Here is a 26,975-nt window from a genome sequence, read left to right as displayed (position 1 = left end):
CCGCCCGCCCGTCCAGCGGACCATGTCCACCCGTGTGATGCCAGGCGCCACACGCTCCGGTGGCCCGCTCCGCGTCGCATCACCGCGATACGGCTGCCTCCAATGCCGCAACTGCCTCTTCGAGCCCCGCCGGGCGCGGCAGGCCGGGCACCGCCTGCCCGGCCCAGCCGGGCCCGAGCGTCAGGACCACCGGTGTGCGGTGGGCACCGCGCACACCCCACTGCATCGCGGCCAGTGCCGGGCCAGCGGCCGGCTGGCGGTGGCTCGGGACTGCGCCCACAGTCCCACCGCGGCCGGCCCGGTTCTTCGTACAGCCGCGACAAGCGACTCGGCGGGCAGGGCACCACCGAACATGCGTACCGGCAGGCCGCGTTCGGCCAGTGCGGCGGCCAGCGCCTCCAGCGGCAGGGTGTGGTTCTCCCTCGGTACACAGGCGAGGACCGTGGTGGCGCCGGGTCGGCCGTCCGCCGCGGGAGGAGCGCTGCACCGCAGCGCGGTGGATACGTGCCAGGACAGGAAGTGCTCGACTTCGACGTACCTCTCCCCCGCGGTCTCCCATTTGCGGCCCACGGCCTGGAGCGTCGGCATGATCACCTCGGTCCAGGCGGTAACCAACCCGTGCTCGGCGATCGTGTCGTGGAGCAGCCGACCCAAAGCGGCGGCGTCCAGGCGCACGGCGGCACGCGCGACGCCCATGCACCCGTGCCGCACGTCACCGAGCCGCAGGCCGCTGCCCGCCCGGCTGCCGACAGCGGCGGGTCGCCTCTGGGGCACAGCCGAAGGCCGCCACGTCACGGCCTCCTTTGGCGACGCTTCGCCCAGAGCCATCCGCGCCGCCTCGGCAGGCGGCAGTCCGGTGGCCGTCAAGGCACACATGCGCTCCAGCCGTGCCACATCCGCGGGCGGTCCAGCGTCGGTGGCGACCACCCGTGTGCGCGTCGGGACCGAGACCGTAGCGACCGTCCCACGAGCGGACCGTGGTGGGCGCCACCCCCAGGCGCCTGGCCACCTCGCCGGTCGTCAACCCGCCACCGCGCGGCGCGCCGTCGTCCCGGTCTTCGCCATGTCGTGAGCCCACACCCATGAAACCCACCTTACGACGCATAAACGACGCATGTTGCCTGCGTCGTTTATGCCGTCCAACACTGAGGACGACCCCACAGGCGCCCTACCGCACAGCGCGGTCCGGCCAAGGGCCTTCACTCCCCGCGCGACGCCCGGAAGGCGGAGATCCAGGCATGAGCACGAACACACTGCCCGCCGCCCTCACCACGCCCCGGCGCGAGACGCGGTACGAGGACGAGCTGGCCCGTGGTCTCCTGGCCGCCGACGAGGAGGCGTTCGCCGCGATCTACCGGCGCTGGGGCTCCCTCGTCCACACCATGGCCGCCCGTTCCCTCGGAGACTGTTGGGAAGCGGAGGACGTCACCCAGCAGGTCTTCCTCGGCGCTTGGCGCGGGCGGTCCGGATTCCGCCCTGAGCGGGGTCCACTCGGCGCCTGGCTGGTCGGCATCACACGTCGCAAGATCGTCGATGCGCTGAGCGCCCGGACAAGGCGTCTGACGCTCATCGACTCCGTCGGCCACGACGCCGGCACCGCCTGGTGCGAGCACGAGGCACCGGACCGTGTCCTGGACCGGGTGCTGCTCGTCGACGCCCTGTCACGACTACCGTCCCCACAGCGAGAGGTGCTCCGTATGGCCTTCTACGAACACATGACCCAGATCCAGATCGCGGAACACACGGGCATGCCTCTGGGGACCGTGAAGAGTCACGTCCGCCGCGGCCTGCACCGGTTGCGTCGCGCGATCGAACAGCCCGGCGTCCACGCCGTCGTCGACAAGCCGCTGTGAAAGTTCGGCCGCAGCGCATCCAGCGCAGCCCCGGCACCCGAAAACCACCCAGAACGAGCGCATCACACGCAGACTCCCTACGAAGGGGTGATCCCCCGTGACCTGTCGCACCCGCCTCGCCATCGCCGCCTCGGCAGGCGCCTGCGCCCTGACCCTCGGTATGGCCCCACCCGCCACGGCCGAGGATCAGGACACAGCCATGGTGTCCGTCTTCCACGGCATCCCCGAGACGACCGTGGACGTGTACGTCAACGGCGACGAACTGCTCAGCGATTTCAAGCCCGGCACCGTCACCGACCCACAGTCCCTGACCGCCGGAACCTATGACATCCGGATCTTCCCGGCGGGCAAGGGACCTGAGGGCACTCCCGTCCTGGAGGAGAAGGTCGAGGTAACCGCAGGCGCAAACGCCACCGTCGCCGCTCACCTCTCCGCCGACGGCAAGCCCGAGATGACGGCGTTCGTCAACGACGTCTCCAAGATCGGCGAGGGCAAAGCGCGACTGACCGTCCGCCATGTCGCCGCGGCACCCGCGGTCGACGTCCGGGCCGGCGGACAGCCGGTCTTCACCGACCTGACCAACCCCGAAGAAGACATCACCGAGGTCGAAGCAGGCACCGTCGACACCGACGTGGTGCTCGCCGGCACCGACACCGTGGCCATCGGCCCGGCCGACCTGAACCTCAAAGACGGCACCAGCAACGTCGTCTACGCCTGGGGCAGCGCCGACGACAAGGATCTGGCCCTGAAGACCCAAACCTTCAGCGGCTAGTCGCCACCCGACATCCTCCCGGTGTCCGGTCCCGCCAGTGGCCGGTCCGGCCTGAGCCGGACAGTCGCCGACGGCAGCCATGTCAGCCGGGGCCCGGATCACAGTGCGGCGAGAGCAGGCGTCGCCGGTGATCTCGGCTGCCACGGACCGAGTACACCGCGCCTGCGCCGGTTCGTCCGGCCACGGCAACGCGGTACCTCTCGCGGAAAAAAGGTGAGGCAGAGCCAGCCGATCGCTGCGGCCAGTCGGGCTTCGGGGGCTTCTGTCCGGTCTTGCCGCCGCTTGCGGAACCGCGAGGAGATCGGCGGGTGTGCGTGGGCCCGGGTGGCCTCGGCGACGGCGAGGAGCAGTGCGGCGCGGACCATAGCGTCACGCTCCGTGGCGAGCCTGGTGTCGAAGGCGGTTCGGACCGTGCGGTCGGGGTCGGCGGCGGTGGCCAGAGCGCAGGCGGCGTCGATGCGGATGGTGGGGTCGGGGTCGTCGAGAAGGGGCAGGAGCACGGGTGTTCCGGCAGTGATCGCGGCGCGGGCGGCGGCCACCGACCAGCCTGCTGGGTAGCCGGTCACCTCGACGCCGTAGTCGTCCGGTGCGTGGCGCTGGGGGTCGGTGCGGTGGAGGAGGAGTTCGTCGCGGGAGGCGACGCCGAAGTGCCGGGCGCGGGCTGGGGCGGAGAGTACGCCGAGGGCGTCGGCACGGTGTGGGCGGGCATCGGTGGCGATGGGGATCAGGAACGGTACGGCGAGGGCGGCGGCGGCCCGGCTGTCGTCGGTCGGTGCATGGAGCTTCTGCAGACCTTGAACTTGCCGCCTCAACGTTGCGGAAGGTTATCGCGGCCATCGAGCAGTTGTTCGTGGATCTTCCGGAACAGGCACCACGGCTGCACGAACTCGTCAACCTCGCGCACCCGAGCCAGAACGAGGCTAACGAAGTCGCAAGAATCACCGACCCGCGGGCCATCATCTACTTCTTTGAGAAGGCCACCAGTGCCGCGTGGCTTGACCTGCTCCCGGATCACAGTCTGCTGCCGGAGAGCGACAGGTGGGCAGCGGCCCCGTACCTCGAACGCCTCGCATCTGAGGATCCCGAGCGAGTACGGGCATGGCTCAGTGACAAGTTCGACGCAATCACCGAAGCCGGTCCAAAGGCCACGGCGCGAACAGTGCGTCTGGCACGCAGCCCAGGACGGGCGAGGCACTGCGGCCTTCCGCGGATGATTCTGCGAGAGGCCGCTGGCCTGTCCCCCTGTACGGGATCAAGTGCGGTTCATCTTCTGCTCTCCTCGGCGAGGGTATGCGCGACGAGCGCGTTGGCGTGGCCGTGGCCCAGGCCGTGCTCGGCCTTGAGCCAGGAGACGAGCTCCATGTGCTTGGTCAGGGGCGAGGACCGGATGAGGTCCTGCCAGTGCGCGATCGGGTGGCCGTACTTCTTCTCGATCGAAGGGAAGTAGCTGGCAGGGCCCTTCACCGGGTCCGTCATGTTGTTGACCCCATCTGTCCGTGCTGAGTGATCTTGGATTGTCATCTTCCGGTACGGGCCGGCGAAGGCGGGGGTGGTTACTGCTGCGCCGACGGCTGCGTGGCCATCAGCCGGACGGTGACCACGGTGAGCCAGAGGAGGCCGAGCCCGGCTCCGGCGGTGAACGCCAGGATGGTGGCGGAAGAGCCCGCGAAGCCGACGAGGATGCCCACCGGCACGAGGCGACAGGCGACAGCCCACCCGCGGCGGCGCTGGGCGGCGAACGTGCGGGCCAGTACGAGGAACGCGGCGCACAGCGCCAGGTAACCCACCATGCCGCCGAGCATGTGGATGGCGCCGTGTGCGCTCAGGGAGGCGGCCCGGGACTCGGGGGCGCCGGCGGGGAAGCCGGCACCTGGGTCGGCAGCGAAGGCCGCGGCGAGCAGGAACGAGGCGCCGAAGACACCAATCAGCCGCGGCGCCCAAATGCCGCCGGACGCGTCACGCAGCACCTGGTGTATCCCGATCGCGCCGGCGATGACCAGAACACCCGTCAGCAGGAAGGCGGTGACCTGGATCCAGCCCAGGTATCCGAGGCTGAGCTGGCTGAGGGCATTGCGGGCGAAGTCGAAGCCCTCGCGGGTCAGCCCCTGCACCAGGCCCGCACTCAGAAAGAGCGGGCCTGCTCCGATGGCGCCGGCCAGCAGGGCTCGCGTCGTCGGCCGGGCCGGGGCGGACGCGGTGAGAGGAGCACTGATCGTCTGGGTCATGGGTGTCTCCCTCGATCGGAGTGAGCACGGCGGGAACTAGACGGTGTGGTACCAGTGGACTGGACGGTACAGTACTCACGCAGGAACTAGACTGTCCAGTACCGATCTCGGGAGGCGGCAGCATGGAAGCGAACGAGCAAGGCCGGTCGGCACGCAAACGCCAGGCGATCATGGAGGCCGCGACCAATGCGTTCATGGCCAAGGGCTACTCAGGCACGAGCATGGACGACATCGCCAAACTGGCCGCGGTGTCGAAGCAGACCGTCTACAAGCACTTCTCCGACAAGGAGAAACTATTCGCCGAAATCGTCCTCGCCACCACCGATCGGATCGACGGCATGGTCGACCTGGTGGCCGGAATCCCGGCCGACGCTGATGCCCTGGAAGCGAACCTGGCCCGCCTCGCCCGCCAGTTCCTGACCGCCCTCACCCAACCCCAGGTCCTTCAGCTGCGGCGCCTGGTCATCGCCAACGCCGACGCCTTCCCCGACCTCGGCGCCAGCTGGTACGAGCAGGGCTTCGAACGGGTCCTGGCCACCCTGGCGGCCACCTTCCAGCGCCTGACCGGCCACGGAGTGCTCCGATGCGACGAACCGCTCCTGGCCGCCAACCACTTCTCCGGCCTCCTGCTGTGGATCCCCGTGAACAAGGCCATGTTCCACGGCAGCCCCCAGCACACCGAAGCCGACCTCGACCACTACGCCACCGCCGGCGTCCGCGCCTTCCTCGCCGCCTACCGCTGACCGGCGCCTCGACGACACATCACCCCGGACAAGCCGGTAAGGAGTCCCCATGACATGGTCCGAACGCACCGTGGTACGTGACGGCGTACGCATCTCCTGCCGTGACTGGGGCGGGTCGGGACCGCCCGTCGTCCTGCTGCACGGCCTGGCCGGCCACGCAGGCGAATGGGACGCGACAGCCCAGCACCTGCGCGCCCGGCACCGCGTGGTAGCCGTCGACCAGCGCGGTCACGGCGCCAGCGAGCGGCACCCCAAGGACCGCTCACGCGCCGCGTACGTCGCAGACATCGTCGCCGTCCTCGACCAACTGGGGCTCCACCAGCCCGTACTGATCGGACAGTCACTCGGCGGCCATACAGCCATGCTCACCGCCGCCGCCCACCCCGGCCTCCTCAGCGCCCTCGTCCTCGTCGAAGCCGGCCCCGGCGGGTCCACCCCAAGGGCCGTCGCCGAGATCGGCAACTGGTTCGACTCGTGGCCGAAGCCCTTCCCCTCCAAAGAGGCGGCCGTGGAGTTCCTCGGCGGCGGCCCGGTCGGCGAGGGCTGGGCGGCGGGACTGGAGGAACGCGACGGCGGATGGTGGCCGCGCTTCGACCGCCACGTGATGGTCGACTCCTTGGCCGAGATTGCCCAACGCTCCTACTGGGACGAGTGGGCGGCTGTCACCTGCCCGACCCTGGCCGTCCTCGGCCAGTCCGGCATCATCGCCCCGGAGGAGTCCACCAGGATGCTCAAGGAGCGAACCGACACGATGGCCATCAGCGTCCCGGGGGCGGGGCACGACGTCCACCTGGAGCAACCCGAGGTCCTGCGTCAAACGCTCCAGAGCTTCCTCCGAGACATCACCGAACCTTCCACCTACTGATCCCGTGCACACATGCGGCATGTCGCAGTGTCAGCAGACGACCGTACAACGACACTCACCCCCGCGGCCCTCCGGCAGCCCAGGATCGGGAGCACCTGCTGCGCCTCACGGAGCATGCTCTCGGCCGGGCCGTCGCCCAGCTCCCGCCGCAGCTGAACGGCGTCGGCGACCCACAGCTGGTGGAGCCGCTCCCACATAGCGGGCTCGCCGGGCCGCTCATCCAGGTGTTCCTGCGTCAGTCCGGCTGCGGCGACTCCCGCTTCGGCGGGAGGCAACGCCCAGGGGGGCCGGGGTACCGCTCTTCGGCGAGCGCCGCAGCCACCCAGGTGACAGGGAGTTCGACGACCGGTGGTGCCGGATTGCCCGGTCGCACGCGCCTGTGTGAGTCCGCCTCGGTCCAGGCCGCCGAGAACACGGGACCCGATTGGCTGGTCCCACCCTGCGCATGACGCGGTGTTGGCGAAGCATTGCGGTGGCGCTCCGGTTGTGGTTCGCCAACCCGATCCGACGATGGAAGCAGGTCACTCATGCGTGCTGGACCAAGAAGCGTCCACCTCCCCCGCTACACCAAGGTGCTGACTGGAGGCCTTGTGGCTTCCACGGCCCTGTTGACCCTGGTGACTCCCGCACTGGCCACCCCGCCGCTTGACCCCGCCGCGGGCCCGGGTCATGACAAGTGCAGCAATACCGCCCAAGATCTCGCTGCCGCTCACACGCTGGGCGGCTGGGACAGGTGCAAGGGCCCGACCGGACCCACAGGCCCGACCGGCGCAACCGGCGACACAGGCCCGACCGGCCCGACCGGCGACACAGGCCCGACCGGCGACACTGGCCCGACGGGCGCAACCGGCGCAACCGGCGCAACCGGCCCGACCGGCCCGACCGGCCCGACCGGCGCAACCGGCGCAACCGGCGCAACCGGCGCAACCGGCGCAACCGGCGCAACCGGCGCAACCGACATCACGTTCGAGAGGGTGTCCGCCACCGGACCTGCCTGTGATAACGACACCTTCTGTGAAGCCACGGTGACCTGTCCGGATGCCGGTCAGGTGGTGACCGGCGGAGGCGGTCGCTACCTTCCGGCCAATCTCTTTGCCACCAATGTCCGCATCCAGAATTCCTGGCCGTCTGCTGACAACGCGTGGAGTATCCGCGCTGAGAACGACTCGGGTGGCACGATCACGTACGAAGCCTGGGCCATCTGCGCCACCGTGTCGTAGCCGTAGGCAACGGTAGACAGCCTCAACGTGGCGACTGCGTGGGTGACCCTTCGAAGGCCACTCACGCAGTCGGGGTCGGTCCGAACCGCGCGGCCTCAACAGCGGCTTCTTGATGCCGCCACCGTCCTTGGAGGGCCACCACCAATCCGAGCCGCTGGCCGCCACAGAGCCGCCTTCGCGTAAGCGGGCGAAGCGCCGAGATGGGTCGAGGCACCCCCCGGGCGCAAGCGCGCTCTCGCAGCCATCTGGCTCCCCGACCGCGACCTGCACCACTACGCACACCCCGCCGTGCGCTGGAACTGCCTACCCGCTCTCGAACGCCGCTTGTAGCAGCCGCACCTCCCGACAGCCTCCTGCTTGGCTCCCGGTTCTTCGTCCGCCGGCATCACCGCGCACTCGCCAAGCCAATGGCGACACGTGGTCAGCAGCGCGTTGCGAACCGGCGCTGCAGCCGCGCGGGTTTTGAAGGGGGCCGCCCCCTTCACCGTTTCACTCGTCCGTCTGGGCCATCAGCTTGAGCAGGGCCTTCCTGCTCCTCGCCCCACCGCCGGCCCCGCACCACGGGGACATGACCGGCACTGAGTCAGGTTGGTCCCCAAAGGCTCGACGGGTACCCGAGTGAGAATGAGCGAAGGACGGCGCCCCGGCTTCGGCTTCTGACAGCGCCACGCCGGTCGCGAGACCCGAGACTCCTGCGCCACGACGACGACCGTCACGACTCGACCTGGCCCAGCTCATGAAGGCGAGGAAATGCTCGGCTTTGCGCTCGTCGCGGCGGTGGAGGCGGCGGCATCCGGTGAGCCAGGCCATGGTGCGTTCAGCACTCAAACGGGCCTTCTACCTCGCCGTATTCGCCTCGCTCTCGCAACCTGAATCACGCGCCTACTACGAGCGAAAACGCCGTGAAGGGAAACACCACATCGCAGCTCTCATTGCACTTGCCCGACGCCGCGTCGACGTCCTCTTCGCCATGCTCCGCGACGGCACCTTTTGCCAACCACCCGCACTCGCTACGGCTTGACGAAAGCCATAGAGCCCCGTTACTTACAGCCGGAACCGGAGCCGGCAGACCACCGCATCGGTGTCTCTGCGCAGGGCGTGGGCAACGACGGCGCCGCGCTGGTTCTGCAGCACGCGCTGCCACAGGCGACCCGGTTCGGCTTCGGGGATGAGGACCGTGATCCGAGAGCCGGGGCGTTCCACGGCGGCCTTCCGGACGTACCTGGCGATGGGCCGCCCCAAGGCACGGTGGGCGGAGGGAATGCGGACCAGCGGCACGCCCGGGTTCCACAGGGCCCAGTCACGCTCAAGGGCCTCCGTCTGTTCCCGGTCCTCCGCGTCGGTGTGGCAGACGGTGACGGCACGTACCTCGTCGCCGAGCGACACCGCCGCGGTCAGCGCCTCGCTGGTGAGCAGGGTCAGGGAGGAAACCGGGACGATCACCAAGGAGCGGGCGCGGTGCGGGGGATCGGGGATGCGGCCGATGCCGAGGCACTCTCCGATCCTCGCGTACGCCTGGTGCACGGATTCGAAGGCGGCGACCAGGAGCGGCAGGGCAACCACGATCAGCCAGGCGCCGTCGGGGAACTTGGTGGCGGTGACGACGATCGCGCTGACGCCGGTGAGGACGGCACCGAGGCCGTTGAGTGTGGCTTTGCCGACCCAGCCCGGTGTGCGCTGATCCCGCCAGTGGAGGACCATGCCGGTCTGGGCGATGGTGAAGCCGACGAAGACACCGATCGCGAAGAGCGGTACGAGGGTGTTGGTGTCCCCGCCGGAGAAGACCAGCAGCGCTGCCGAGACGGCGGCCAGCGCGAGTACTCCATGGCGGTGGACCTGGCGGTCGGCCTTCAGCCCGAACACGTGCGGCAGGTAGTTGTCGCGGGCCAGCAGCTTCAGCAGCACAGGCAGGCCCCCGAACGAGGTGTTGGCGGAGAGCGCGAGCAGCGCCATCGTCGCGAACTGGATGATGTAGAAGGCCGCGTTGTGTCCTACGGATGCGTCGGCGAGCTGGGCGAGGACGGTGACGCCTTCGACCGGCTGGAGACCGAAACGGGAGATCAGCACCGACAGGCCGATCAGCATCACTCCGAGCAGCACGCCCAGCGCGACCTCGGCGTGCTGGGCGCGGCGCACGGCCGGGGCGCGGAAGGACGGGACGGCGTTGGCGATGGCCTCGACGCCGGTCAGGGCGGAGCAGCCGGAGGCGAACGCCTTGAGCAGGAGCAGCGCGCCGACGGTGGTGGCGTTGTCGGAGAGAACGGAGGCGTGACCGGCGGCCGCCTCGGTGGAGACGGGCGCGGACCGGAAGAGCCCGACCACGATCAGGACGAGGATCGAGCCGACAAAGACCGCGGTCGGCACGATGAACGCCTTCGCCGAGTCCACGATGCCGCGCAGATTGACGGCGGTGATGAGTACCAGGACCGCGAGACAGAGCCAGAGCCGCTCGTCGTACAGCTCAGGGAAGGCCGAGGTGAGCGCGGCCACACCCGCGGTGACGGCGACGGCGACGTTGAGGACGTAGTCGAGCACGAGCGATGCGGCGGCGACCAGGCTGGTGCGGCGGCCGAGGTGGGCCTTGGCGACCGCGTAGCTTCCGCCTCCGTCGGGGAAGGCCGCGATGACCTGGCGGTAGGAGGCAACCAGTACGGCCAGCAGGGCGGCGATGGCCAGGGTCACCGGGAGGGTGAAGCCGAGCCCGTACCCGCCCGCCGCCGCCAGGACCAACACGATCGCTTCCGGTCCGTAGGCGACGGACGCCATCGCGTCGAGCGAGAGCGCGGCGAGGCCGGTGACGGCGGTCAGCTTGTGGCGCGCATCGGTATCGGGGGGTTCCTCAGCGCCGGCGGCGCTGTTCTCCGTGGTCAGAACTGTCATGCCCGTCAGCGTGCAGGCCTGTCCCGGGTCCGACGAGCAGTGCTGTCGTGTTCTTGGCGCCCGCCACGTTCTTCTTCACGCGTTCTTGATGCCGGGCGCAAGCAACGGGCGTCAGGCGGGCGTCAATTCTGCTGCTGCCGGCGTCAGCGGCGCGTCAGGATTCCCGATGGCCGAAGGCAGCAGGCATAGCGTCGTCTCATGGGACGGCGCATCACATCACACCATTCATGGCGTTCGGCCCCCACGTCCGACGCCGTGGCGCAGGACCTGGAGTGGGTCGGCGATCTACGGCATGCTCGCGGCTGTGCGGTGCTCCTTCTCGGGCTGCTGCTCGTCATCGACGCGGGCGCCGGCACCTTCAGCGCCGCACGCGCCGCACTGTGGGCCGGGCCGGCGCTGCTGTTGTTCCTGTTCCTCCTGCCGCCGAGGGTGGCTGCAGGTCCGGGCTGGCTCGAGGTACGGGGAATCGTGAGAACCTGCCGTGTGAGGACCGATCATCTGGCCTCGGCAGCCTGGTCCGACGGCGTCGCGCGACTCGTCCTCGGCGACACCGAGGGCGGACTCGTCCACATCGATCCCCGTGTCCTGACCGCCAACCCCCAGCTGTGGCACGTCCTGGACGCGGACGTCCGTCTCTCACAGGTCCGCGGGACTCTGCGGCACGGAGGCACAGCGCTGCGTCGGCTCTCCCGGCAAGTGGAGGGGGAGAACGCCAGAGCCGTCTTCAAGGTCTCCGGACTGGACACCTGATGGCGCCGGCGGCCTTCGGACCGCCGGTGGCTCATGAGACGGCGCTGCTCGGCAGTTCGGGACCGGGTAGTTCCTGGCCTGGGGCGGTCCGCACCGTGAGGATCATGGTCAGGCCGCCTCCGGGTGTGTCCTCGGCGGTCAGTGTCCCGCCCGTTGCCTCGGCGAATCCGCGGGCGACGGCGAGGCCGAGCCCGACTCCGGCGCCGCGCGGGGCGTCGCCGTAGCGCTGGAAGGGCGCGAAGATCCGTTCCTTGGCCTCGTCGGGGACGCCGGGCCCGCGGTCCACCACCCGCACTTCGACGCGATCGCCGAGGACGCTGGCTGACACGCGGACCGTCTTCCCGTCCGGGCTGTACTTGACGGCGTTCTCCACGATGTTGGCGACCGACCGCTCCAGCAGCCCGCGGTCGACGGCGACCATGGGGAGGGTCTCCGGGATGTCCAGATCGATGCTGGCCTCCGGTACACCCACGAGGGCCATGGGAACCACTTCGTCGAGGTCGGTCTCGCGGATCAGGGGCGTGACGGTGCCGGTCTCCAGTCGGGACATGTCGAGCAGGTTGCCGACGAGGTGGTCGAGGCGGTCGGCGCCGTCCTCGATGCCTTCGAGGAGTTCGGCCCGGTCCTGCTCGGACCATTCGACGTCGTCGGAGCGCAGCGAGGTGACGGCGGCCTTGATGCCGGCGAGCGGGGTGCGCAGGTCATGGCTGACGGCGGCGAGGAGGGCGGTGCGGATGCGGTTGCCCTCGGCGAGTTTGCGGGCCTCCTCGGCCTCTGTCACGAGGCGTTGCCGGTCGAGTACGACGGCGGCCTGGGCGGCGAAGGCGCCCAGCACGCGGCGGTCTTCGGCGGGCAGGGGCCGACCGGAGAGTGCCAGGGCCATGTGGTCGCCCACGGGCATGTCGACGTCGGCGTCCTCGGGGCGCTGGAGCGGGCGGGCGTTGCCGACGGTTCCCGTGCAGGTCCACGGGTCCACGTCGCTCGCGCGCTCCAGCAGGGCGACGGACTCCATCGCGAACGTCTCGCGCACCCGCTCCAGAAGGGCTTCGAGGCTGGTCTCGCCTCGCAGCACGCTGCCCGCGAGGAAGGACAGGATCTCGGACTCGGCGCGCAGCCTGGCTGCTTGCTGGGTGCGGCGGGCGGCGATGTCCACCACGGAGGCCACCGACACCGCGACCGACACGAAGATCACGATGGCCACGATGTTCTTCGGGTCGGAGACGGTGAGCTGGTGCAGCGGCGGGGTGAAGAAGTAGTTCAGGAGCAGTGAGCCGAAGGCCGCGGAGGCCAGGGCCGGGAGCAGCCCCCCGAGCAGTGCCGCGGCCACCGTGAGCGTCAGGAACAACAGCATGTCGTTGGCGAGGCCGAGTTCGGCATCGATGTTGGTCAGGAGCAGGGCCAGCAGGGCCGGTCCCAGAACACCGGCCACCCAGCCCCAGATGATCCGGGAGCGTCCAAGCCGGGCGCCACGCGACACCGGCAGGCCCCGGCCCTTGGCGACCTGCTCGTGGGTGACGATGTGCACGTCGAGGTCCGGCCCGGACTCGACTGCCACCGTGGCGCTGACGCCACGCCCGAAGACGTACTGCCATCCTTTGCGGCGGCTGGCCCCGAGCACGATCTGCGTGGCGTTGACACCCCGCGCGAACTCCAGCAGGGCTTGCGGGATGTCATCGCCGACCACATGGTGGAAGGTCCCGCCCACGTCCTCGACAAGGGTGCGCTGGACCGCCAGCTCCTTGGGCGAGGCCGCCGTGAGCCCGTCGCTGCGCGAGATGTACACAGCCATGACCTCGCCGCCTGCGCCTTTCTCGGCGAGGCGGGCGGCGCGGCGGATGAGGGTACGTCCCTCAGGGCCGCCGGTGAGACCCACGACGATCCGTTCACGGGAGCCCCAGATCTTCGAGACCCGGTGTTCCGTCCGGTACTCCTGCAGGTACTCGTCGACCCGGTCGGCGACCCAGAGCAGGGCCAGCTCACGCAGCGCGGTCAGGTTCCCGGGGCGGAAGTAGTTGGAGAGGGCTGCATCGACCTTGTCGGACTTGTAGATGTTGCCGTGCGCCATGCGGCGGCGCAGCGCCTGGGGGGACATGTCGACCAGTTCGATCTGATCGGCGCGGCGGACGACTTCGTCGGGGACCGTCTCCCGCTGCCGTACCCCGGTTATCGACTCCACGACATCGCCGAGCGACTCCAGGTGCTGGATGTTGACCGTCGAGATCACGTTGATGCCTGCGGCGAGCAGCTCTTCGACGTCCTGCCACCGCTTGGGGTTGCGTGATCCGGGCACGTTCGTGTGGGCGAGCTCGTCGACCAGGGCCACGGCAGGTCGCCGCTCGAGTACCGCGTCGACGTCCATCTCGGTGAAGACGGTGTCGCGGTACTCCAGATGCCTGCGAGGGATCTGTTCCAGCCCGTGCAGCATCACCTCGGTGCGCGGCCGGCTGTGGTGCTCGACGAAGGCGACCACGCAGTCGGTACCCCGCTCAATCCTGCGATGGGCCTCGGAGAGCATGGCGTAGGTCTTGCCGACGCCCGGCGCCGCACCGAGGTAAATCCGAAGCTTGCCGCGTGCCATGGTTCCGATCTCTGTGTCGAGGGGCGAGGGGTTGCTGGGCGGTCGAGAGGGAGGGTCCGAAGGGGCTGTGGCGTGTGGTTCACGCCTCGAAGCGGTATCCCATGCCGGGTTCGGTAATCAGGTATCGAGGGCGCGAGGGGTCCGATTCGAGTTTGCGACGCAACTGCGCCATGTAGACGCGGAGGTAGTTGGTCCTGTTCCCGACGGAGTGGCCCCACACCTCTTCCAGCAGCTGCCGCTGGCTGATGAGACGTCCGGGATTGCGGATCAGGAGCTCCAGGAGGTGCCACTCGGTCGGTGTGAGGCGTACGTCGCTGCCCGAGCGGTTCACCTTCTTCGCCGCAAGATCGACGGTGAAGTCGTCGGTGGTGACCAGCCACGTGTCGTCTGTGACGGGCTCGGCGGTTTCCACGCGCCGTACGGCGGCGCGCAGCCTGGCCAGCAGCTCGTCCATGCTGAACGGCTTGGTGACGTAGTCGTCGGCTCCGGCGTCCAGCGCCTCGATCTTCTCGTCGGAGGTGCGGCGGGCGGAGACCACCACGATCGGCACTCTGCTCCAGCGACGCAGTCCCTTGATGACTTCGAGCCCGTCGACGTCCGGCAGGCCCAGGTCGAGCAGCACCGCGTCCGGCGGGCCCGCGGCGGCGAGTCGCAGAGCGGCAGCGCCGTCGGTCGCAGCCTCCACCTCGTATTTGCGGGCCTTCAGATTGATCGTGAGAGCCCGGACGAGCTGTGGATCGTCCTCGACAACGAGCACCTGGGTCATCGGCGTGCGGCCTTCCTTCTTCGCTGCGGGGTCTGGGGCCTGTTCGGGAGTCATGCGGTGGAACGCGCAGACGGGAGCCGACGGCCCGAGGTGGAAGTTCCCAGGCTGTCGGCTCCCGCGTGGTGCCCCATGGCTCAACCCTTGATCAGTTCTTTGAGGGCGATGTTGAGTTCGAGGACGTTGACGTGGGGTTCGCCGATGAAGCCGAGGGCGCGGCCCTGGGTGTGATCGGCGACGAGCTGGTCGACCTGCGCGATGGTGAGGTGGTTCTTCTCCGCGATCCGGTGGACCTGGAGCTTCGCGTAGGCGGGGGAAATGTGCGGGTCCAGGCCGGAGCCGGAGGAGGTGACGGCGTCGGCCGGCACGTCCGAGGGCTTGACCTTGTAGGTGGCGGTGGAGTTGTCCTTGACCACGGCCGCCTCGGCGGTGACGACCTGGGCGCAGAGAGTGCCCTCCTCGGCGTTCTCCGGGCACTTGCCCTCGACCGCGCCGTCGTCACCGGAGCGGTTGGTCGCTCCGGACAGGATGAGCGAGTACTGGGTGTTGACGCTGTTGCCGCCGAGGCCGTTGGACGGGCGTGGTTGGAACCATTTCAGGTCCGGGGCCGGGGTCTCTTCGGCGTCGTCCGGGTTCTTCTTCGGCAGGTTGTAGCTCTGGCCGATCAGTGACGAGCCCACGACCTTGCCGTCGCTCTTGATTTCCGAGCCGTTCGCTTTGTCGCGGAACAGGCCCTGGGCCACACCCGTGACCAGCAGCGGGTAGAGGACGCCGGTGACCAGGGTGAGGACGAGCAGCGCGCGCAGCCCGGCCCAGGTCAGCCGTGCGGCGTTTCCCAAAGATGAGTTCATGGCGATCAGCCGATTCCGGGGATGAGGGAGATGAGCAGGTCGATGAGCTTGATGCCGATGAACGGGGCGATGAGGCCGCCGAGTCCGTAGAGGGCGAGATTGCGGCGGAGCATCCTGTCCGCGCTGGTGGGCCGGTACTGCACGCCCTTGAGGGCGAGCGGCACCAGGGCGATGATGATCAGCGCGTTGAAGATGACCGCGGACAGGATCGCGGACTCCGGTGAGGCCAGGCCCATGATGTTGAGCTTGTCCAGGCCTGGGTGGACCACGGCGAACATCGCGGGGATGATCGCGAAGTACTTCGCCACGTCGTTGGCGATGGAGAACGTCGTCAGGGCGCCCCGGGTGATGAGGAGTTGCTTGCCGATCTCGACGATCTCGATGAGCTTGGTCGGGTTGGAGTCGAGGTCGACCATGTTCCCGGCCTCCTTGGCGGCCGAGGTGCCGGTGTTCATGGCCACGCCGACGTCCGCCTGCGCGAGGGCGGGGGCGTCATTGGTGCCGTCGCCGGTCATCGCCACCAGCTTGCCGCCGGCCTGCTCCCGCTTGATGAGCGCCATCTTGTCCTCGGGAGTGGCCTCGGCGAGGAAGTCGTCGACACCTGCCTCCTCGGCGATGGCCTTGGCGGTCAGCGGGTTGTCGCCCGTGATCATGACGGTCTTGATGCCCATGCGGCGCAGCTCGTCGAAGCGTTCGCGCATGCCGTCCTTGACGACGTCCTTGAGGTGGATGACCCCGAGGATCCGGGCACCCTTGTCACCGTCTTCGGACGCCACGAGGAGCGGGGTGCCGCCGGCCTCGGAGATCCGGTTGGCGATGGTGTCGGCATCGTCGGCGACCTGGCCGCCGCGTTCCTGGACCCAGGCGATGACGGATGCGGTGGCGCCCTTGCGGACCTTGTGCCCGTCCACGTCCACGCCCGACATACGGGTCTGCGCGGTGAACGGCACCCATGTGGCCTGGGTCAGCTCGCCCTGGTGGCGCTCGCGCAGACCGTACTTCTCCTTGGCCAGGACGACGATGGAGCGGCCCTCGGGGGTCTCGTCGGCCAGCGAGGAGAGCTGGGCGGCGTCGGCGACGTCGGCGGCGGTGACGCCCTTGACCGGGACGAACTCGGCGGCCTGGCGGTTGCCGAGGGTGATGGTGCCGGTCTTGTCGAGCAGCAGCGTGGAGACGTCCCCGGCGGCCTCGACCGCACGGCCGGACATCGCCAGCACATTGCGCTGGACCAGACGGTCCATACCGGCAATGCCGATCGCCGAGAGAAGTGCACCGATGGTGGTCGGAATGAGGCAGACCAGCAGCGCGACGAGCACGATCATTGTCTGCGGGGCCTTGGCATAGGTCGCGAAGGGCTGCAGGGTGACGACCGCGAGCAGGAAGACGATGGTCAGCGAGGCCAGCAGAATGTTCAGCGCGATCTCGTTGGGCGTCTTCTGCCGGGCGGCGCCCTCGACCAGGTTGATCATCCGGTCGATGAAGGTCTCGCCCGGCTTCGTCGTGATCTTGATGACGATCCGGTCGGACAGCACCTTCGTGCCGCCGGTGACGGCCGAGCGGTCGCCGCCGGACTCACGGATCACCGGGGCCGACTCACCCGTGATGGCGGACTCGTCCACGCTCGCGACGCCCTCGACGACGTCACCGTCGCCGGGAATGATGTCGCCGGCCTCGCAGACGACCAGGTCACCGATGCGCAGGTCGGTGCCGGGCACCCGCTCCTCGGACTTCCCGTCCTTGGTGAGACGGCGGGCGACGGTGTCGGTCTTGGCCTTGCGCAGGGTGTCGGCCTGCGCCTTGCCGCGGCCCTCGGCCACCGCCTCCGCGAGATTGGCGAAGATCGTGGTCAGCCACAGCCAGGCGGCTATCGCCCAGCCGAACCAGTCGGACGGTTCCATGACCGCGAAGACCGTGGTCAGCACGGACCCGACCAGGACCACGAACATGACCGGCGACTTGATCATCACCCGGGGGTCGAGCTTGCGGATCGCGTCCGGGAAGGACTTGATCAGCTGCGTGGGGTCGAACAGTCCCCCGCCGACGCGTCCGGTCTCGGGCTTGTGACCGGTCGGCACATCGCTGTGCGGCGCCCGGGTCGGAGTCGTGGTGGGCATGGAGCCGGGCTCCCCTTGCTTCGTTGCTTTCTTCACGTCGATGGTCATGACGCCAGCCCTTCGGCGAGCGGACCCAGCGCCAGCGCCGGGAAGTAGGTCAGACCGGTGATGATCAGGATCGTCCCGACCAGCAGACCCGCATACAGCGGCTTGTCGGTCCGCAGAGTGCCTGCCGTGGCGGGGACGGGCTTCTGCTCCGCCAGCGAGCCCGCCAGCGCCAGCACGAAAACCATCGGCAGGAAGCGGCCGAGCAGCATCGCCAGACCGATCGTCGTGTTGAACCACTGCGTGTCCGCGTTCAGCCCGGCAAAAGCCGAACCGTTGTTGTTGGCGCCCGAGGTGTAGGCGTACAGGATCTCGGAGAAACCGTGCGCACCGCTGTTGGTCATCGAGTCGGCCGGAGTCGGCAGGGCCATCGCCGCGGCGGTGAAGCAGAGCACCAGCGCCGGGGTGATCAGGATGTAGCACGCCGCCAGCTTGATCTCGCGGGTGCCGATCTTCTTGCCCAGGTACTCCGGGGTACGGCCGACCATCAGGCCCGCGATGAACACCGCGATGATGGCCATGATCAGCATGCCGTAGAGGCCGGAGCCCACCCCACCGGGAGCGATCTCGCCCAGCATCATGCCGAGCATCGTGATCCCGCCGCCCAGGCCGGTGAACGAGGAGTGGAACGAGTCCACCGCACCGGTCGAGGTGAGTGTGGTGGAGACCGCGAAGATCGACGAGGCGCCGATGCCGAACCGGGTCTCCTTGCCCTCCATCGCGCCGCCGGCGGTCTCGAAGGCCGGACCGTGACCTGCGAACTCCGTCGCCCACATGAGCAGTACGAAACCGACCCAGATGATGCCCATCGTCGCCAGGATCGCGTAGCCCTGCTTCACGCTGCCGACCATCTTGCCGAAGGTCCGGGTCAGCGAGAACGGGATCAGCAGGATCAGGAAGATCTCGAAAAGGTTCGAGAACGCGTTGGGGTTCTCGAAGGGGTGGGCCGAGTTGGCGTTGAAGTAACCGCCACCGTTGGTACCGAGCTCCTTGATGGCCTCCTGGGAGGCGACCGCGCCGCCATTCCACTGCTGCGAGCCGCCCATGAACTGGCCGACCTCGTGGATCCCGGCGAAGTTCTGGATCGCACCCAGCGCGACCAGCACGATCGCGGCGATGACCGAGACCGGCAGCAGGATACGGACGGTGCCGCGCACCAGGTCGGCCCAGAAATTGCCCAGCTCACCGGTGCGGGACCGGGCAAAACCGCGGACCAGCGCCACCGCGACCGCGATACCGACTGCGGCGGAGACGAAGTTCTGCACCGCGAGGCCGCCGGTCTGCACGACGTGACCCATGGCCTGCTCGCCGTAGTACGACTGCCAGTTGGTGTTCGACACGAACGACGCGGCCGTGTTGAACGCCTGGTCCGGGTCGATCGAGGAGAAGCCGAGCGAACCGGGCAGGCTGCCCTGCAGACGCTGCAGCAGGTAGAGGAAGAGGACGCTGACGGCGGAGAAGGCCAGCACACCACGCAGATAGGCGGGCCAGCGCATCTCGGCGTGCGGGTTGGCACCGATGGCCTTGTAGATCCATTTCTCCACCCGCAGGTGCTTGTCGGAGGAATAGACCCTGGCCATGTAGTCGCCGAGGGGACGGTATGCCAGCGCGAGCGCCGCGATCAGCGCGAGCAACTGGAGCACACCAGCAAGTTCGGGGCTCATGTCGGGCTTCAGAACCTCTCCGGCTTGACGAGGGCGAGGACGAGATAGCCCAGCAGGGCGGCGGCCACGACGAGGCCGACGATGTTCTCGGCGGTCACAGCTTTGCCACCCCCCTGGCGACGAGAGCCACCAGCGCGAAGACCGCGATCGTGGTGACGACGAAGGCCACGTCGGCCATCGGGTGCTCCTGGAAGAGATGCGGATTCTCGGACCAGTCGAGGAAACCGCGTTTCGGCCACTCCACAGCCCGCGTTAACGCCCCTCTGACGGCGCACTGCGCCGTCTTTACGGATTCCCTACGCCAAGCGATGCCGGTCGCAGAACCAGGATGATCGTCGGCGCGTCCGCCCTGCTCACCGGCATGCTCCTGGGATCCCGTCCTCGAGGACCCGCCCTGGCCGTGCCGATGCCGCCGTCAGGGCCATGCCGCCCGCCTCCGTTCGAGGGTCAGCGGGCCGATCCAGCCACCGTCTCCCCGAAGGGCAGGGAAAGGACCATGGTCAGGCCACCGCCGGGCGTGTCCTCGGAGCCGAGGGTGCCGTCCATCGCCTCGGCCGGCCCACGGGCCAGGGCGAGGCCGAGACCGACGTCGGTGGTGTTTTCGGTGTCGCCGAGGCGCTGAAAGGCTCGAAGATCCGGTCCCGGTCCGTTCCCAGTAGCCCGCCCCGGCCGGCGACCCGTACCTCGACGCGACTGACCAACGCGCTCGACGTGATCACCACCGGATCACCGGCGGGCGCGTACCGCGCGGCGTTGCTGACGAGGTCGGCGCACTCGCTCCAGCAACGGGGGACGGCGGAGCACGGCGTCCAGATCGAGTTCCGGCTACGCACTCCCCCAGTAGCGGAGCCCGGCCCGGACCAGCACCTCCAAAGCCCTCGAGTATCCGCTCGGTGTGCGGCCGTCCGTGGCACTCCGCGTGCCCGACCCCGCGCCGCCCTGCGCCGGCCCACGTCGAGCATGCGGTAGATCTTGCCGACACCGGGGGCGGCGCCGAGAAACCACTTCAGCTTTCCCGGACGCACGGTAGAGCGCTCGTCCGGCGGTTCGTCGGGCCTCAGAACTTCTCAGGGTTGGCCAGGGCAGCCACCAGGTAGCCGACCAGGCTGACGGCGACGATGAGTCCGACGATGTTCTCCACGCCCATGCGCGATCAACTTCCCTTGCACGTCAGTTCATTGGGACAACGGGTCGGGGTACACAAAACCGCTTCCCCTCGTACGGCACAGTCACTTTGACGGGTCTCTGGCGATGTGCCGGCAACACTGACACCGCGTTGACGCGATCTCTACGGATAGGGTGTCGGCGGCGTGCCGGGAAGTCTGGTCGGCGGTGGTGTTCGACGGAGCCCATCCGATTCCCCGGGGCGGCGGCATGAAGAGCGTCGACACGCTCTTGGTCCTGGTCGTACCGGCCACCGCGGTGGCAACCGGCACCCGGCGGTGGCACATCCCCACGCCCTCACCGCTGGTCGCCGCAGACCTCATCAGGAGGAGTCCGGAGCAGACGGCGCCGCCGAGGAGGACCGCGGTACGCAGCATTCGCAACCGCGCAGGCAGGGTGCTCCATTGACTTCCGCTCCCCGCCCTAAAGGGCGGGGTTCCTGCCACGGTCGGCTGACCGTCTCAGTGGGTTCCTGCTTCACCGCGCTGCGCCGGTACGAGTACCGGACTTACCTGCGCTCCACAGGCCGACACCGCCAGTCCGGCGGCCTTGGCGACGTTGACCGCCGCGTTGATGTCCCGGTCGAGGACCGCCCCGCAAGCACCGCACGTCCACTCTCGGATATGGAGGGGCTTGGGGCCGTCCTTGACGCCTCAGGCCGAGGAGACCTGAGAGGTCGGCTCGAAGCGTTGGAAGCGGAAGAACCGGCACCCGTACATTGCGGCCTTGCACTCCAGCATTGCGACGAACGCCGACCAGCCCGCGTCGTGCACGGACGAGGCCAGACGCGCGCACGGGCGAGCCCCCTTTACCGCCAGGTCCTCAACGGCAATCGCTTGGTTGTCGCGAATGATCCGGGTGGAGAGCTGGTGGTGGAACTCCCGCCGCGCGTCGGCCACCTGCGCGTGAGCGCGGACGACCTTGATGCGAGCCTTGGACCTGCTGTTGCTGCCTTTCGCCTTCCGGCTGAGGCGTTTTTGCTCGCGCTTGAGCTTCTTCTCGGCTCGACGCACAAAGCACGGAGCGTCGATCTTCGTGCCGTCGGAGAGGACGGCGAAGTGCCCCAGGCCCAGGTCGATGCCGACGACCTCTCCGCCAGGAGTTCCCCGACCTCGTACGGCGCTACTGGCGCGCACAGCGGCTGTGGTCCGGCTCCTGCTTCGCGGGATCGGTGGGCAGGGCTCCACTGTCGATAGTCTGTCAGTGCATCGCGCAGCAGTACCGTCCGCTCTGAGGTGCGGGTCAGAGCACTTATCAGAATCGCTTCACCACCGGGCTGAAGCCCGATGCACTGCGATTGGTCCTGGTAGCGGCTGCGGAAGGTCTCCGTCACAGCAGCCGCACGGACCGACAGGGGGACAGAGGGCCGTCCCGGCCGCGGACCCCCTCGTGGCCTCGGGCCGGGACGGCTCTCTGCGGGGACGGACGTCAGTGGCCCGTGCACGGCAGCGGTCCGGGCCCCCGGCCCCGGACTGCGCGTACTTCCAGCGGTGACGGTCACTCGCCCTCCACGTCGCGCCACGGAACGCCGTCCGCTCCCCCGTGACGATCAGTCTGTGACGGTTTTCGGTCAGGTACGGCGTGTGCTGACGTGTTTCTGACGGATACCCAGGCGGGCTTGACGCGTCCTTGACTATCAGCGCCGCGGCTGCGTTAAGAGCGCACAAGTTCCCTCCGACGCAGGCCCTTTTGAGCGCGCCCGGGCATTAGATTCCTCTGCGGCCGCCGGAGACCGTGGACGTCAGTGGCATGACAGAGCTCCGGCCGAGTCCATCGGCCTGGTCTCCGGCGACGAGCCGAAGCGGCGCTTCGTCGACCAGACGCCACGTGACCGCGAGCCACCCTGCCGTCGCCGGGGCCCAGGCGACGGCAGGGCCGGTGGCCCCCAATCCGTTGATCGGCCCGCCCTCAGCAGAAGGTTTCCGCGATGCATCCCGCCGCGCCCGAAGAAGCGCCTGCGTTCCCGATGACTCCCGCCCCGGCAGGCCACGCGCACCCGGGCCACCGACGACGGCGGGCGGGCCAGAGCGGTCTCTTCGATCCCTTACAGCTGCTGCGTTCGTTTCCGGAGGCGCTGCGCAAGCTGCATCCCCGGGTGCTCGTCCGCAACCCGGTCCTCTTCGTGGTCGCCGTCGGCTCGGTGCTGACCACGCTCTCCGCGCTGGTCCATCCCTCCGTCTTCACCTGGGTGATCAGTGTCTGGCTATGGCTGACGGTGATCTTCGCGAACCTGGCGGAGGCGGTCGCGGAGGGCCGCGGCAAGGCCCAGGCCGAGTCGCTGCGCCGGGCGCGGACGGACACGGTCGCGCTGCGGCTGCGTCACTGGACGTTCGGCGCCGATCTGGACCGGGCCGAGGCGGAGGCCGTCCCGGCGACCGATCTCCAGCTCTTCGACTTCGTCCTCGTCGAGGCAGGCGAGCCGATCCCCGCGGACGGCGATGTCGTGGACGGCATCGCGGCGGTCGACGAATCCGCCGTGACGGGTGAATCGGCTCCGGTCATCAGGGAGTCGGGCGGAGACAGGTCGGGTGTGACAGGGGGTACGACGGTGCTTTCCGACCGGATAGTCGTCCGCGTCACCTCCCGGCCCGGGCACTCATTCCTGGACCGGATGATCGCGCTGGTGGAAGGGGCGTCTCGACAGAAGACGCCGAACGAGGTCGCCCTCAACATCCTGCTCGCCGCGCTGACCGTGGTCTTCGTCCTGGTCGTCGTCACACTCCAGCCGATGGCCGGTTACGCCGGCGCCGCCCAGTCCACCACCGTGCTCGTCGCCCTCCTCGTCACCCTCATCCCGACCACGATCGGCGCACTGCTCTCGGCGATCGGCATCGCCGGTATGGACAGGCTCGTGCAGCGCAATGTGCTGGCCATGTCGGGCCGGGCGGTCGAGGCCGCCGGTGACGTCAACACACTGCTGCTCGACAAGACCGGCACCATCACCTTCGGCAACCGCGAGGCTGCTGACTTCGTCCCCATGCCGGGCGTGGACCGAGTATTTCTGGCGGATGCGGCCCAGCTCTCCTCCCTCGCCGACGAGACGCCCGAGGGCCGGTCCATCGTCGTGCTCGCGAAGGAGAAGTACGGGCTGCTGGCTCCCGCCGAAGGGGAGCTGTCCCAGGCGCGGTTCGTGGAGTTCAGTGCCCGGACCCGGATGAGCGGTATCGATCTGCGCTGGTCCAACGGGGCTGCCTGCCACATCCGTAAGGGAGCCGCCGCACAGGTGATCGACTGGGTGAGGATGTACGGCGGACGCGTGCCCGCCGAGGCACGCACCTGGACCGATGCGATCGCCTCCGGCGGTGGTACGCCACTGCTCGTGGCCGTGCACGACTGGGACGGCCCGCGAGTGCTCGGCATCATCCACCTCAAGGACGTCGTCAAGGACGGCATTCGCGAACGGTTCGCGGAACTGCGCCGTATGGGCATCCGTACGGTGATGATCACCGGCGACAACCAGCTCACCGCCCGTGCCATCGCGACCGAGGCAGGCGTCGACGACTTCCTCGCCGAGGCCACCCCCGAGGACAAGCTCGCCCTCATCAAGCGGGAGCAAGCCGGCGGCAAGCTGGTGGCGATGACCGGCGACGGCACCAACGACGCCCCGGCCCTGGCCCAGGCGGACGTGGGCGTGGCCATGAACACCGGCACCTCGGCCACCAAGGAAGCCGGGAACATGGTCGACCTCGACTCCAACCCGACCAAGCTCATCGAGATCGTCGAGATCGGCAAGCAACTCCTCATCACCCGCGGGGCGCTGACGACCTTCTCCATCACCAACGACGTGGCGAAGTACTTCGCGATCATCCCCGCCATGTTCGCAAGCGCCTACCCGGGCCTGGAGACCCTCAACGTCATGGGCCTGCACAGCCCCACCTCGGCCATCGCCTCCGCGATCATCTTCAACGCCCTGATCATCGTGACGCTGATCCCGCTGGCCCTGCGGGGAGTGCGCTACACGCCGGCCACCGCCCACGATCTGCTGCGCCGCAATCTCTGCGTGTACGGACTGGGCGGACTGATCCTGCCCTTCATCGGCATCAAGTCGATCGACCTGCTGATCTCGATGATTCCGGGGCTGGGCTGACCGTCAGAAGCCCGTCAGGGAACGCCTGTCGGTCTTGAACGGGTTCGCTCCCCGGGGTTCGATGGGCATCGTGAACAGCGAGTGGCTCCTTCTCGACCGGCCGCCTCATCAGGCGCCCCGTCGTGTGCCCCGTTGCCAGGGAACGCCCGCGCCGCTCTGACGCGCTGACGTATTCCCCCAGTCCCTCGGGGCGCCGTGACCTGGTCAGGCGCCCCTTTCTCATTCCCGTACGGCTGTACGCACTTATGGAAGAGTCATGTCTGAATCAGATCTTTCGTCCCGCACTGTTCTGGTGACCGGAGCCACCTCCGGCATCGGCTACGAGACGGCACGGCTGCTCGCCGCGCGCGGCGCCACCGTCCTTGTCCACGGCCGCACTGCCGAGGAGGCGCAGGCGGCGACCGACGCCCTCGTCGTCACGGCAGGGATCGACGCCGCGCGTCTGTGCGCGTTCGTCGCGGACTTCGCACGCTTCGACGAGGTGGAAGCAATGGCCGCCCGTGTCCTTGCCGAGCACCCGCACCTGGACGTCCTCGTGAACAACGCGGCCATCGCCGCGCCCGAGCGACACACTGTCACCGCCGATGGCAACGAGATCGCCTTCCAGGTCAACTTCCTGGCCCACTACCTCCTCACCAACTTGCTGGAACAGGCCCTCACCAGTGAGCCGGGGGGCCGCGTGGTGAACGTTTCGTCCTCGCTGCACCGCTCCGGTTCCATCCAGTGGGCCGACCCGAACCGCGCCCGCCGCTACTCCCGGCTGGCCGCCTACGCCCAGTCGCAGCTGGCACTCACCGTGTTCGCCGCCGATCCGCGCGTGGCCGCTGTGTCCGTCCACCCGGGCATCTGCGAAACCGGTCTGCTCCCGCTCTACGGCCCCCAGGGCTCCTCCCCGGCCGAGGGTGCCGCCCACATCGTCCGGCTCTGCGACCCGTCGGTCGAGACCGTCAACGGCGCCTACTACGACCGCGACCAGCGCGTCGACCCGGCCCGGGGCGCGACCGAGGACCGCATGGTCAAACGCCTCACCAAGCTCGCCGACATCCTCGTCCACCACAACGCCTGAAGGGAGACACCAGCTCCATGTCCAAGCGCGCACGCAAGAAGAAGGCCCGCCGCAAGAAGAAGGCCAACCACGGCCGCAAGGCAGGCCAGCGCTGAGACCGGGGCGGCCCCTCCTCCCCGGGGCCGCCCCGCCCCAACCGATCGGAGGACATTTTCGTGATCGCCCTGGCACCGCCCCGCGTGGCCGACGTCGCTCGATGGTTCCCGCCCGGAGCTGCCGGAGCGGCTGCGCTGCCCGAACACGTGACGACGACCGGACAGGGCACCTGGTGGGCGGACCGCGCCGAACAGCCGCGCGTCGTCGCGGTCGCCTGCGGGGGCCACGCTCTCCTGCGTGGAGACCCGTATGCGCTTACCCCGGAGGCCGCGGCGGCGCTGGCGGACCACTGCGTCATGGCTCCTGAGGCGTTCCTGCCGGTACTCGGCTCGGCTTTCGACCGGATCCACGCATGGGAGCGCATGGTCTATGCACACCGGATCCCTGTGCCGGCACCGCGTCACCCGCGCGGCGTGAGCGTGCGCCGACTGAGGACTGAGGACGTCCCGGCTCTTGATGCGCTCGAGCCGGATGCGTCGTGGATTCATCACAGTTGGGGCGGACCAGCAGCACTCGCCCGCTCGGGGCTGGGCTGGGCCGCCTTTCACCGAGGTCGGATCCTCGCGATGGCCTGCACGTACTTCCTCGGTACCAGGTACGAGGACATCGCCTGCGCAACCGTTTCGGACCAGCGTCGCCGGCACTTGTCCCTCGCCTGTGTCACTGCGTTGTGCGCAGACATTGCTGCACGCGGTCGCACCGCGAGCTGGACCTGTTCGCGGGACGACCGCCCCAGCCGCCACCTCGCCTGGACCGCCGGCTTCCGACTGGTGCGGGAACACGTCCACTACGCCGCAGGGCGGCCCGTCGGACCACACGCAGCGGGCGTCGCAGGTACCCAAGCCCGGAAGCGCGTGCCCCTCCCATGGGCACAGGCCCCCGCCGCCCGGTGACGATCCTCGACGGCAGCCATGAGCTCACCCTCTTGGACCTGCATCGCGAAGAGGAGTCGTTCACCCTCGCCTACACGGTCACTCCCGCCCTGCCCGAAGACCCTGACGGAGGAGCCTCTTTCCTCCTCATGCTGGAGGCACGGGACGACCTGGGAAACGAGTACACCGACTGGGGCGGGGCGTTCGGCACTGCTCCCGACGGCTCAGCCACGGATGGAGAGATCTCTGGCCGGCCCGCCATCCCTGAGGCGGCGAGCTCGCTCGTCGTCACCTTCACCTATCTGCGCGGAGGCGAGGAGATGCCGTACGAACTGACGCTACCGCTCGCCCGCTGAGGGCTCGGGCC

Annotated in this window: 23 protein-coding genes and 6 pseudogenes; 12 read left to right on the top strand and 17 right to left on the bottom strand. The window is 68.9% G+C overall.

Annotation, left to right across the window (positions count from 1 at the left end; all coding sequences use genetic code 11):
- Window positions 1-79: 79 nt before the first annotated feature.
- Window positions 80-1,084: pseudogene (locus tag AC068D_RS19300) on the bottom strand (MerR family transcriptional regulator).
- A gap of 154 nt (window positions 1,085-1,238) precedes the next feature.
- On the opposite strand from AC068D_RS19300, the gene AC068D_RS19295 reads away from it, so the two are divergent.
- Window positions 1,239-1,853: a sigma-70 family RNA polymerase sigma factor gene (locus tag AC068D_RS19295; protein WP_478824201.1), complete on the top strand. Its 615-nt coding sequence runs from the start codon at window positions 1,239-1,241 to the stop codon at window positions 1,851-1,853.
- Window positions 1,854-1,950: 97 nt separating this feature from the next.
- Window positions 1,951-2,625, top strand: coding sequence for a DUF4397 domain-containing protein (locus tag AC068D_RS19290; RefSeq protein WP_478824200.1), 675 nt, complete (start codon window positions 1,951-1,953; stop codon window positions 2,623-2,625).
- Between the two features lie 98 nt (window positions 2,626-2,723).
- Here AC068D_RS19290 and AC068D_RS19285 read toward each other — a convergent pair whose 3' ends face one another.
- From AC068D_RS19285 to AC068D_RS19275, 3 genes are all read right to left on the bottom strand, one after another.
- The gene (locus AC068D_RS19285; protein WP_478824199.1) at window positions 2,724-3,437 is read right to left on the bottom strand and encodes a hypothetical protein; all 714 of its coding nucleotides are present in this window, start codon (window positions 3,435-3,437) and stop codon (window positions 2,724-2,726) included.
- Window positions 3,438-3,888: 451 nt separating this feature from the next.
- The gene (locus AC068D_RS19280) at window positions 3,889-4,101 is read right to left on the bottom strand and encodes a DUF4287 domain-containing protein (protein ID WP_478824198.1); all 213 of its coding nucleotides are present in this window, start codon (window positions 4,099-4,101) and stop codon (window positions 3,889-3,891) included.
- Between the two features lie 77 nt (window positions 4,102-4,178).
- Window positions 4,179-4,850 carry a DUF998 domain-containing protein gene (locus AC068D_RS19275; RefSeq protein ID WP_478824197.1) on the bottom strand — a complete coding sequence of 224 codons (672 nt, stop codon included), beginning with the start codon at window positions 4,848-4,850 and terminating at the stop codon, window positions 4,179-4,181.
- Between the two features lie 122 nt (window positions 4,851-4,972).
- On the opposite strand from AC068D_RS19275, the gene AC068D_RS19270 reads away from it, so the two are divergent.
- From AC068D_RS19270 to AC068D_RS19260, 3 genes are all read left to right on the top strand, one after another.
- Window positions 4,973-5,593 (top strand): TetR/AcrR family transcriptional regulator, encoded by a 621-nt coding sequence (locus tag AC068D_RS19270; protein WP_478824196.1) that lies wholly within the window; start codon window positions 4,973-4,975, stop codon window positions 5,591-5,593.
- Between the two features lie 49 nt (window positions 5,594-5,642).
- Window positions 5,643-6,458 (top strand): alpha/beta fold hydrolase, encoded by an 816-nt coding sequence (locus tag AC068D_RS19265; protein WP_478824195.1) that lies wholly within the window; start codon window positions 5,643-5,645, stop codon window positions 6,456-6,458.
- A gap of 590 nt (window positions 6,459-7,048) precedes the next feature.
- Window positions 7,049-7,678 carry a hypothetical protein gene (locus tag AC068D_RS19260; RefSeq protein WP_478824194.1) on the top strand — a complete coding sequence of 210 codons (630 nt, stop codon included), beginning with the start codon at window positions 7,049-7,051 and terminating at the stop codon, window positions 7,676-7,678.
- Between the two features lie 726 nt (window positions 7,679-8,404).
- On the opposite strand, the pseudogene AC068D_RS19255 reads toward AC068D_RS19260, so the two are convergent.
- Window positions 8,405-8,509, bottom strand: a pseudogene (locus AC068D_RS19255) (IS5/IS1182 family transposase); the annotation flags it as partial.
- Here AC068D_RS19255 and AC068D_RS19250 point away from each other — a divergent pair.
- Window positions 8,502-8,699: pseudogene (locus AC068D_RS19250) on the top strand (IS110 family transposase); the annotation flags it as partial. The pseudogenes AC068D_RS19255 and AC068D_RS19250 overlap by 8 nt on opposite strands.
- 23 nt (window positions 8,700-8,722) lie before the next feature.
- On the opposite strand, the gene AC068D_RS19245 reads toward AC068D_RS19250, so the two are convergent.
- Window positions 8,723-10,558: an APC family permease gene (locus AC068D_RS19245; protein ID WP_478824193.1), complete on the bottom strand. Its 1,836-nt coding sequence runs from the start codon at window positions 10,556-10,558 to the stop codon at window positions 8,723-8,725.
- Window positions 10,559-10,756: 198 nt separating this feature from the next.
- On the opposite strand from AC068D_RS19245, the gene AC068D_RS19240 reads away from it, so the two are divergent.
- Window positions 10,757-11,308, top strand: coding sequence for a hypothetical protein (locus tag AC068D_RS19240; RefSeq protein WP_478824192.1), 552 nt, complete (start codon window positions 10,757-10,759; stop codon window positions 11,306-11,308).
- A gap of 31 nt (window positions 11,309-11,339) precedes the next feature.
- On the opposite strand, the gene AC068D_RS19235 is transcribed toward AC068D_RS19240, so the two are convergent.
- The 11 genes and pseudogenes from AC068D_RS19235 to AC068D_RS19185 form a co-directional block, all read right to left on the bottom strand.
- On the bottom strand, window positions 11,340-13,886 hold the full coding sequence (locus AC068D_RS19235; protein WP_478824191.1) for a DUF4118 domain-containing protein: 2,547 nt from the start codon (window positions 13,884-13,886) through the stop codon (window positions 11,340-11,342).
- 79 nt (window positions 13,887-13,965) lie between these two features.
- A complete protein-coding gene (locus tag AC068D_RS19230; protein WP_478824235.1) occupies window positions 13,966-14,652 on the bottom strand; it encodes a response regulator in 687 nt (228 codons plus the stop codon).
- 134 nt (window positions 14,653-14,786) lie between these two features.
- Window positions 14,787-15,500 (bottom strand): potassium-transporting ATPase subunit C, encoded by a 714-nt coding sequence (locus AC068D_RS19225; protein WP_478824190.1) that lies wholly within the window; start codon window positions 15,498-15,500, stop codon window positions 14,787-14,789.
- 5 nt (window positions 15,501-15,505) lie between these two features.
- Entirely contained in the window at window positions 15,506-17,614 is a 2,109-nt protein-coding gene (gene kdpB, locus AC068D_RS19220) for a potassium-transporting ATPase subunit KdpB (protein WP_478824189.1), read from the bottom strand.
- A 44-nt stretch (window positions 17,615-17,658) separates the two neighbouring features.
- Window positions 17,659-19,323 (bottom strand): potassium-transporting ATPase subunit KdpA, encoded by a 1,665-nt coding sequence (kdpA, locus tag AC068D_RS19215; RefSeq protein WP_478824188.1) that lies wholly within the window; start codon window positions 19,321-19,323, stop codon window positions 17,659-17,661.
- Between the two features lie 8 nt (window positions 19,324-19,331).
- Entirely contained in the window at window positions 19,332-19,421 is a 90-nt protein-coding gene (kdpF, locus tag AC068D_RS19210; RefSeq protein ID WP_361896819.1) for a K(+)-transporting ATPase subunit F, read from the bottom strand.
- Window positions 19,418-19,567, bottom strand: a complete 150-nt coding sequence (locus tag AC068D_RS19205) for a hypothetical protein (RefSeq protein ID WP_478824187.1) — start codon at window positions 19,565-19,567, stop codon at window positions 19,418-19,420. Before AC068D_RS19205 ends, kdpF (AC068D_RS19210) begins: the two co-directional genes overlap by 4 nt.
- A 203-nt stretch (window positions 19,568-19,770) precedes the next feature.
- Window positions 19,771-20,127, bottom strand: a pseudogene (locus AC068D_RS19200) (sensor histidine kinase); the annotation flags it as partial.
- Window positions 20,128-20,288: 161 nt separating this feature from the next.
- Window positions 20,289-20,348: pseudogene (locus AC068D_RS19195) on the bottom strand (hypothetical protein); the annotation flags it as partial.
- A gap of 32 nt (window positions 20,349-20,380) precedes the next feature.
- The gene (kdpF, locus tag AC068D_RS19190) at window positions 20,381-20,470 is read right to left on the bottom strand and encodes a K(+)-transporting ATPase subunit F (RefSeq protein WP_478824186.1); all 90 of its coding nucleotides are present in this window, start codon (window positions 20,468-20,470) and stop codon (window positions 20,381-20,383) included.
- A 478-nt stretch (window positions 20,471-20,948) separates the two neighbouring features.
- Window positions 20,949-21,572, bottom strand: a pseudogene (locus AC068D_RS19185) (RNA-guided endonuclease TnpB family protein); the annotation flags it as partial.
- A gap of 842 nt (window positions 21,573-22,414) precedes the next feature.
- On the opposite strand from AC068D_RS19185, the gene kdpB (AC068D_RS19180) reads away from it, so the two are divergent.
- The 5 genes from kdpB (AC068D_RS19180) (at window position 22,415) to AC068D_RS19160 (ending at window position 26,964) form a co-directional block, all read left to right on the top strand.
- Window positions 22,415-24,574: a potassium-transporting ATPase subunit KdpB gene (gene kdpB / locus AC068D_RS19180; RefSeq protein WP_478824185.1), complete on the top strand. Its 2,160-nt coding sequence runs from the start codon at window positions 22,415-22,417 to the stop codon at window positions 24,572-24,574.
- Window positions 24,575-24,830: 256 nt separating this feature from the next.
- A complete protein-coding gene (locus AC068D_RS19175) occupies window positions 24,831-25,640 on the top strand; it encodes an SDR family NAD(P)-dependent oxidoreductase (protein WP_478824184.1) in 810 nt (269 codons plus the stop codon).
- A 17-nt stretch (window positions 25,641-25,657) separates the two neighbouring features.
- Window positions 25,658-25,735: a 50S ribosomal protein bL37 gene (locus AC068D_RS19170; RefSeq protein ID WP_465269139.1), complete on the top strand. Its 78-nt coding sequence runs from the start codon at window positions 25,658-25,660 to the stop codon at window positions 25,733-25,735.
- 60 nt (window positions 25,736-25,795) lie between these two features.
- Window positions 25,796-26,629 (top strand): GNAT family N-acetyltransferase, encoded by an 834-nt coding sequence (locus AC068D_RS19165; RefSeq protein WP_478824183.1) that lies wholly within the window; start codon window positions 25,796-25,798, stop codon window positions 26,627-26,629.
- Entirely contained in the window at window positions 26,602-26,964 is a 363-nt protein-coding gene (locus tag AC068D_RS19160) for a hypothetical protein (protein ID WP_478824182.1), read from the top strand. Before AC068D_RS19165 ends, AC068D_RS19160 begins: the two co-directional genes overlap by 28 nt.
- Window positions 26,965-26,975 lie beyond the last annotated feature (11 nt).

It is taken from the genome of Streptomyces sp. NPDC043861 (genome assembly GCF_056435905.1).
The sequence above is the reverse complement of the archived record's forward strand: the minus strand, read 5'-3'. Positions and strand labels throughout refer to the sequence as shown.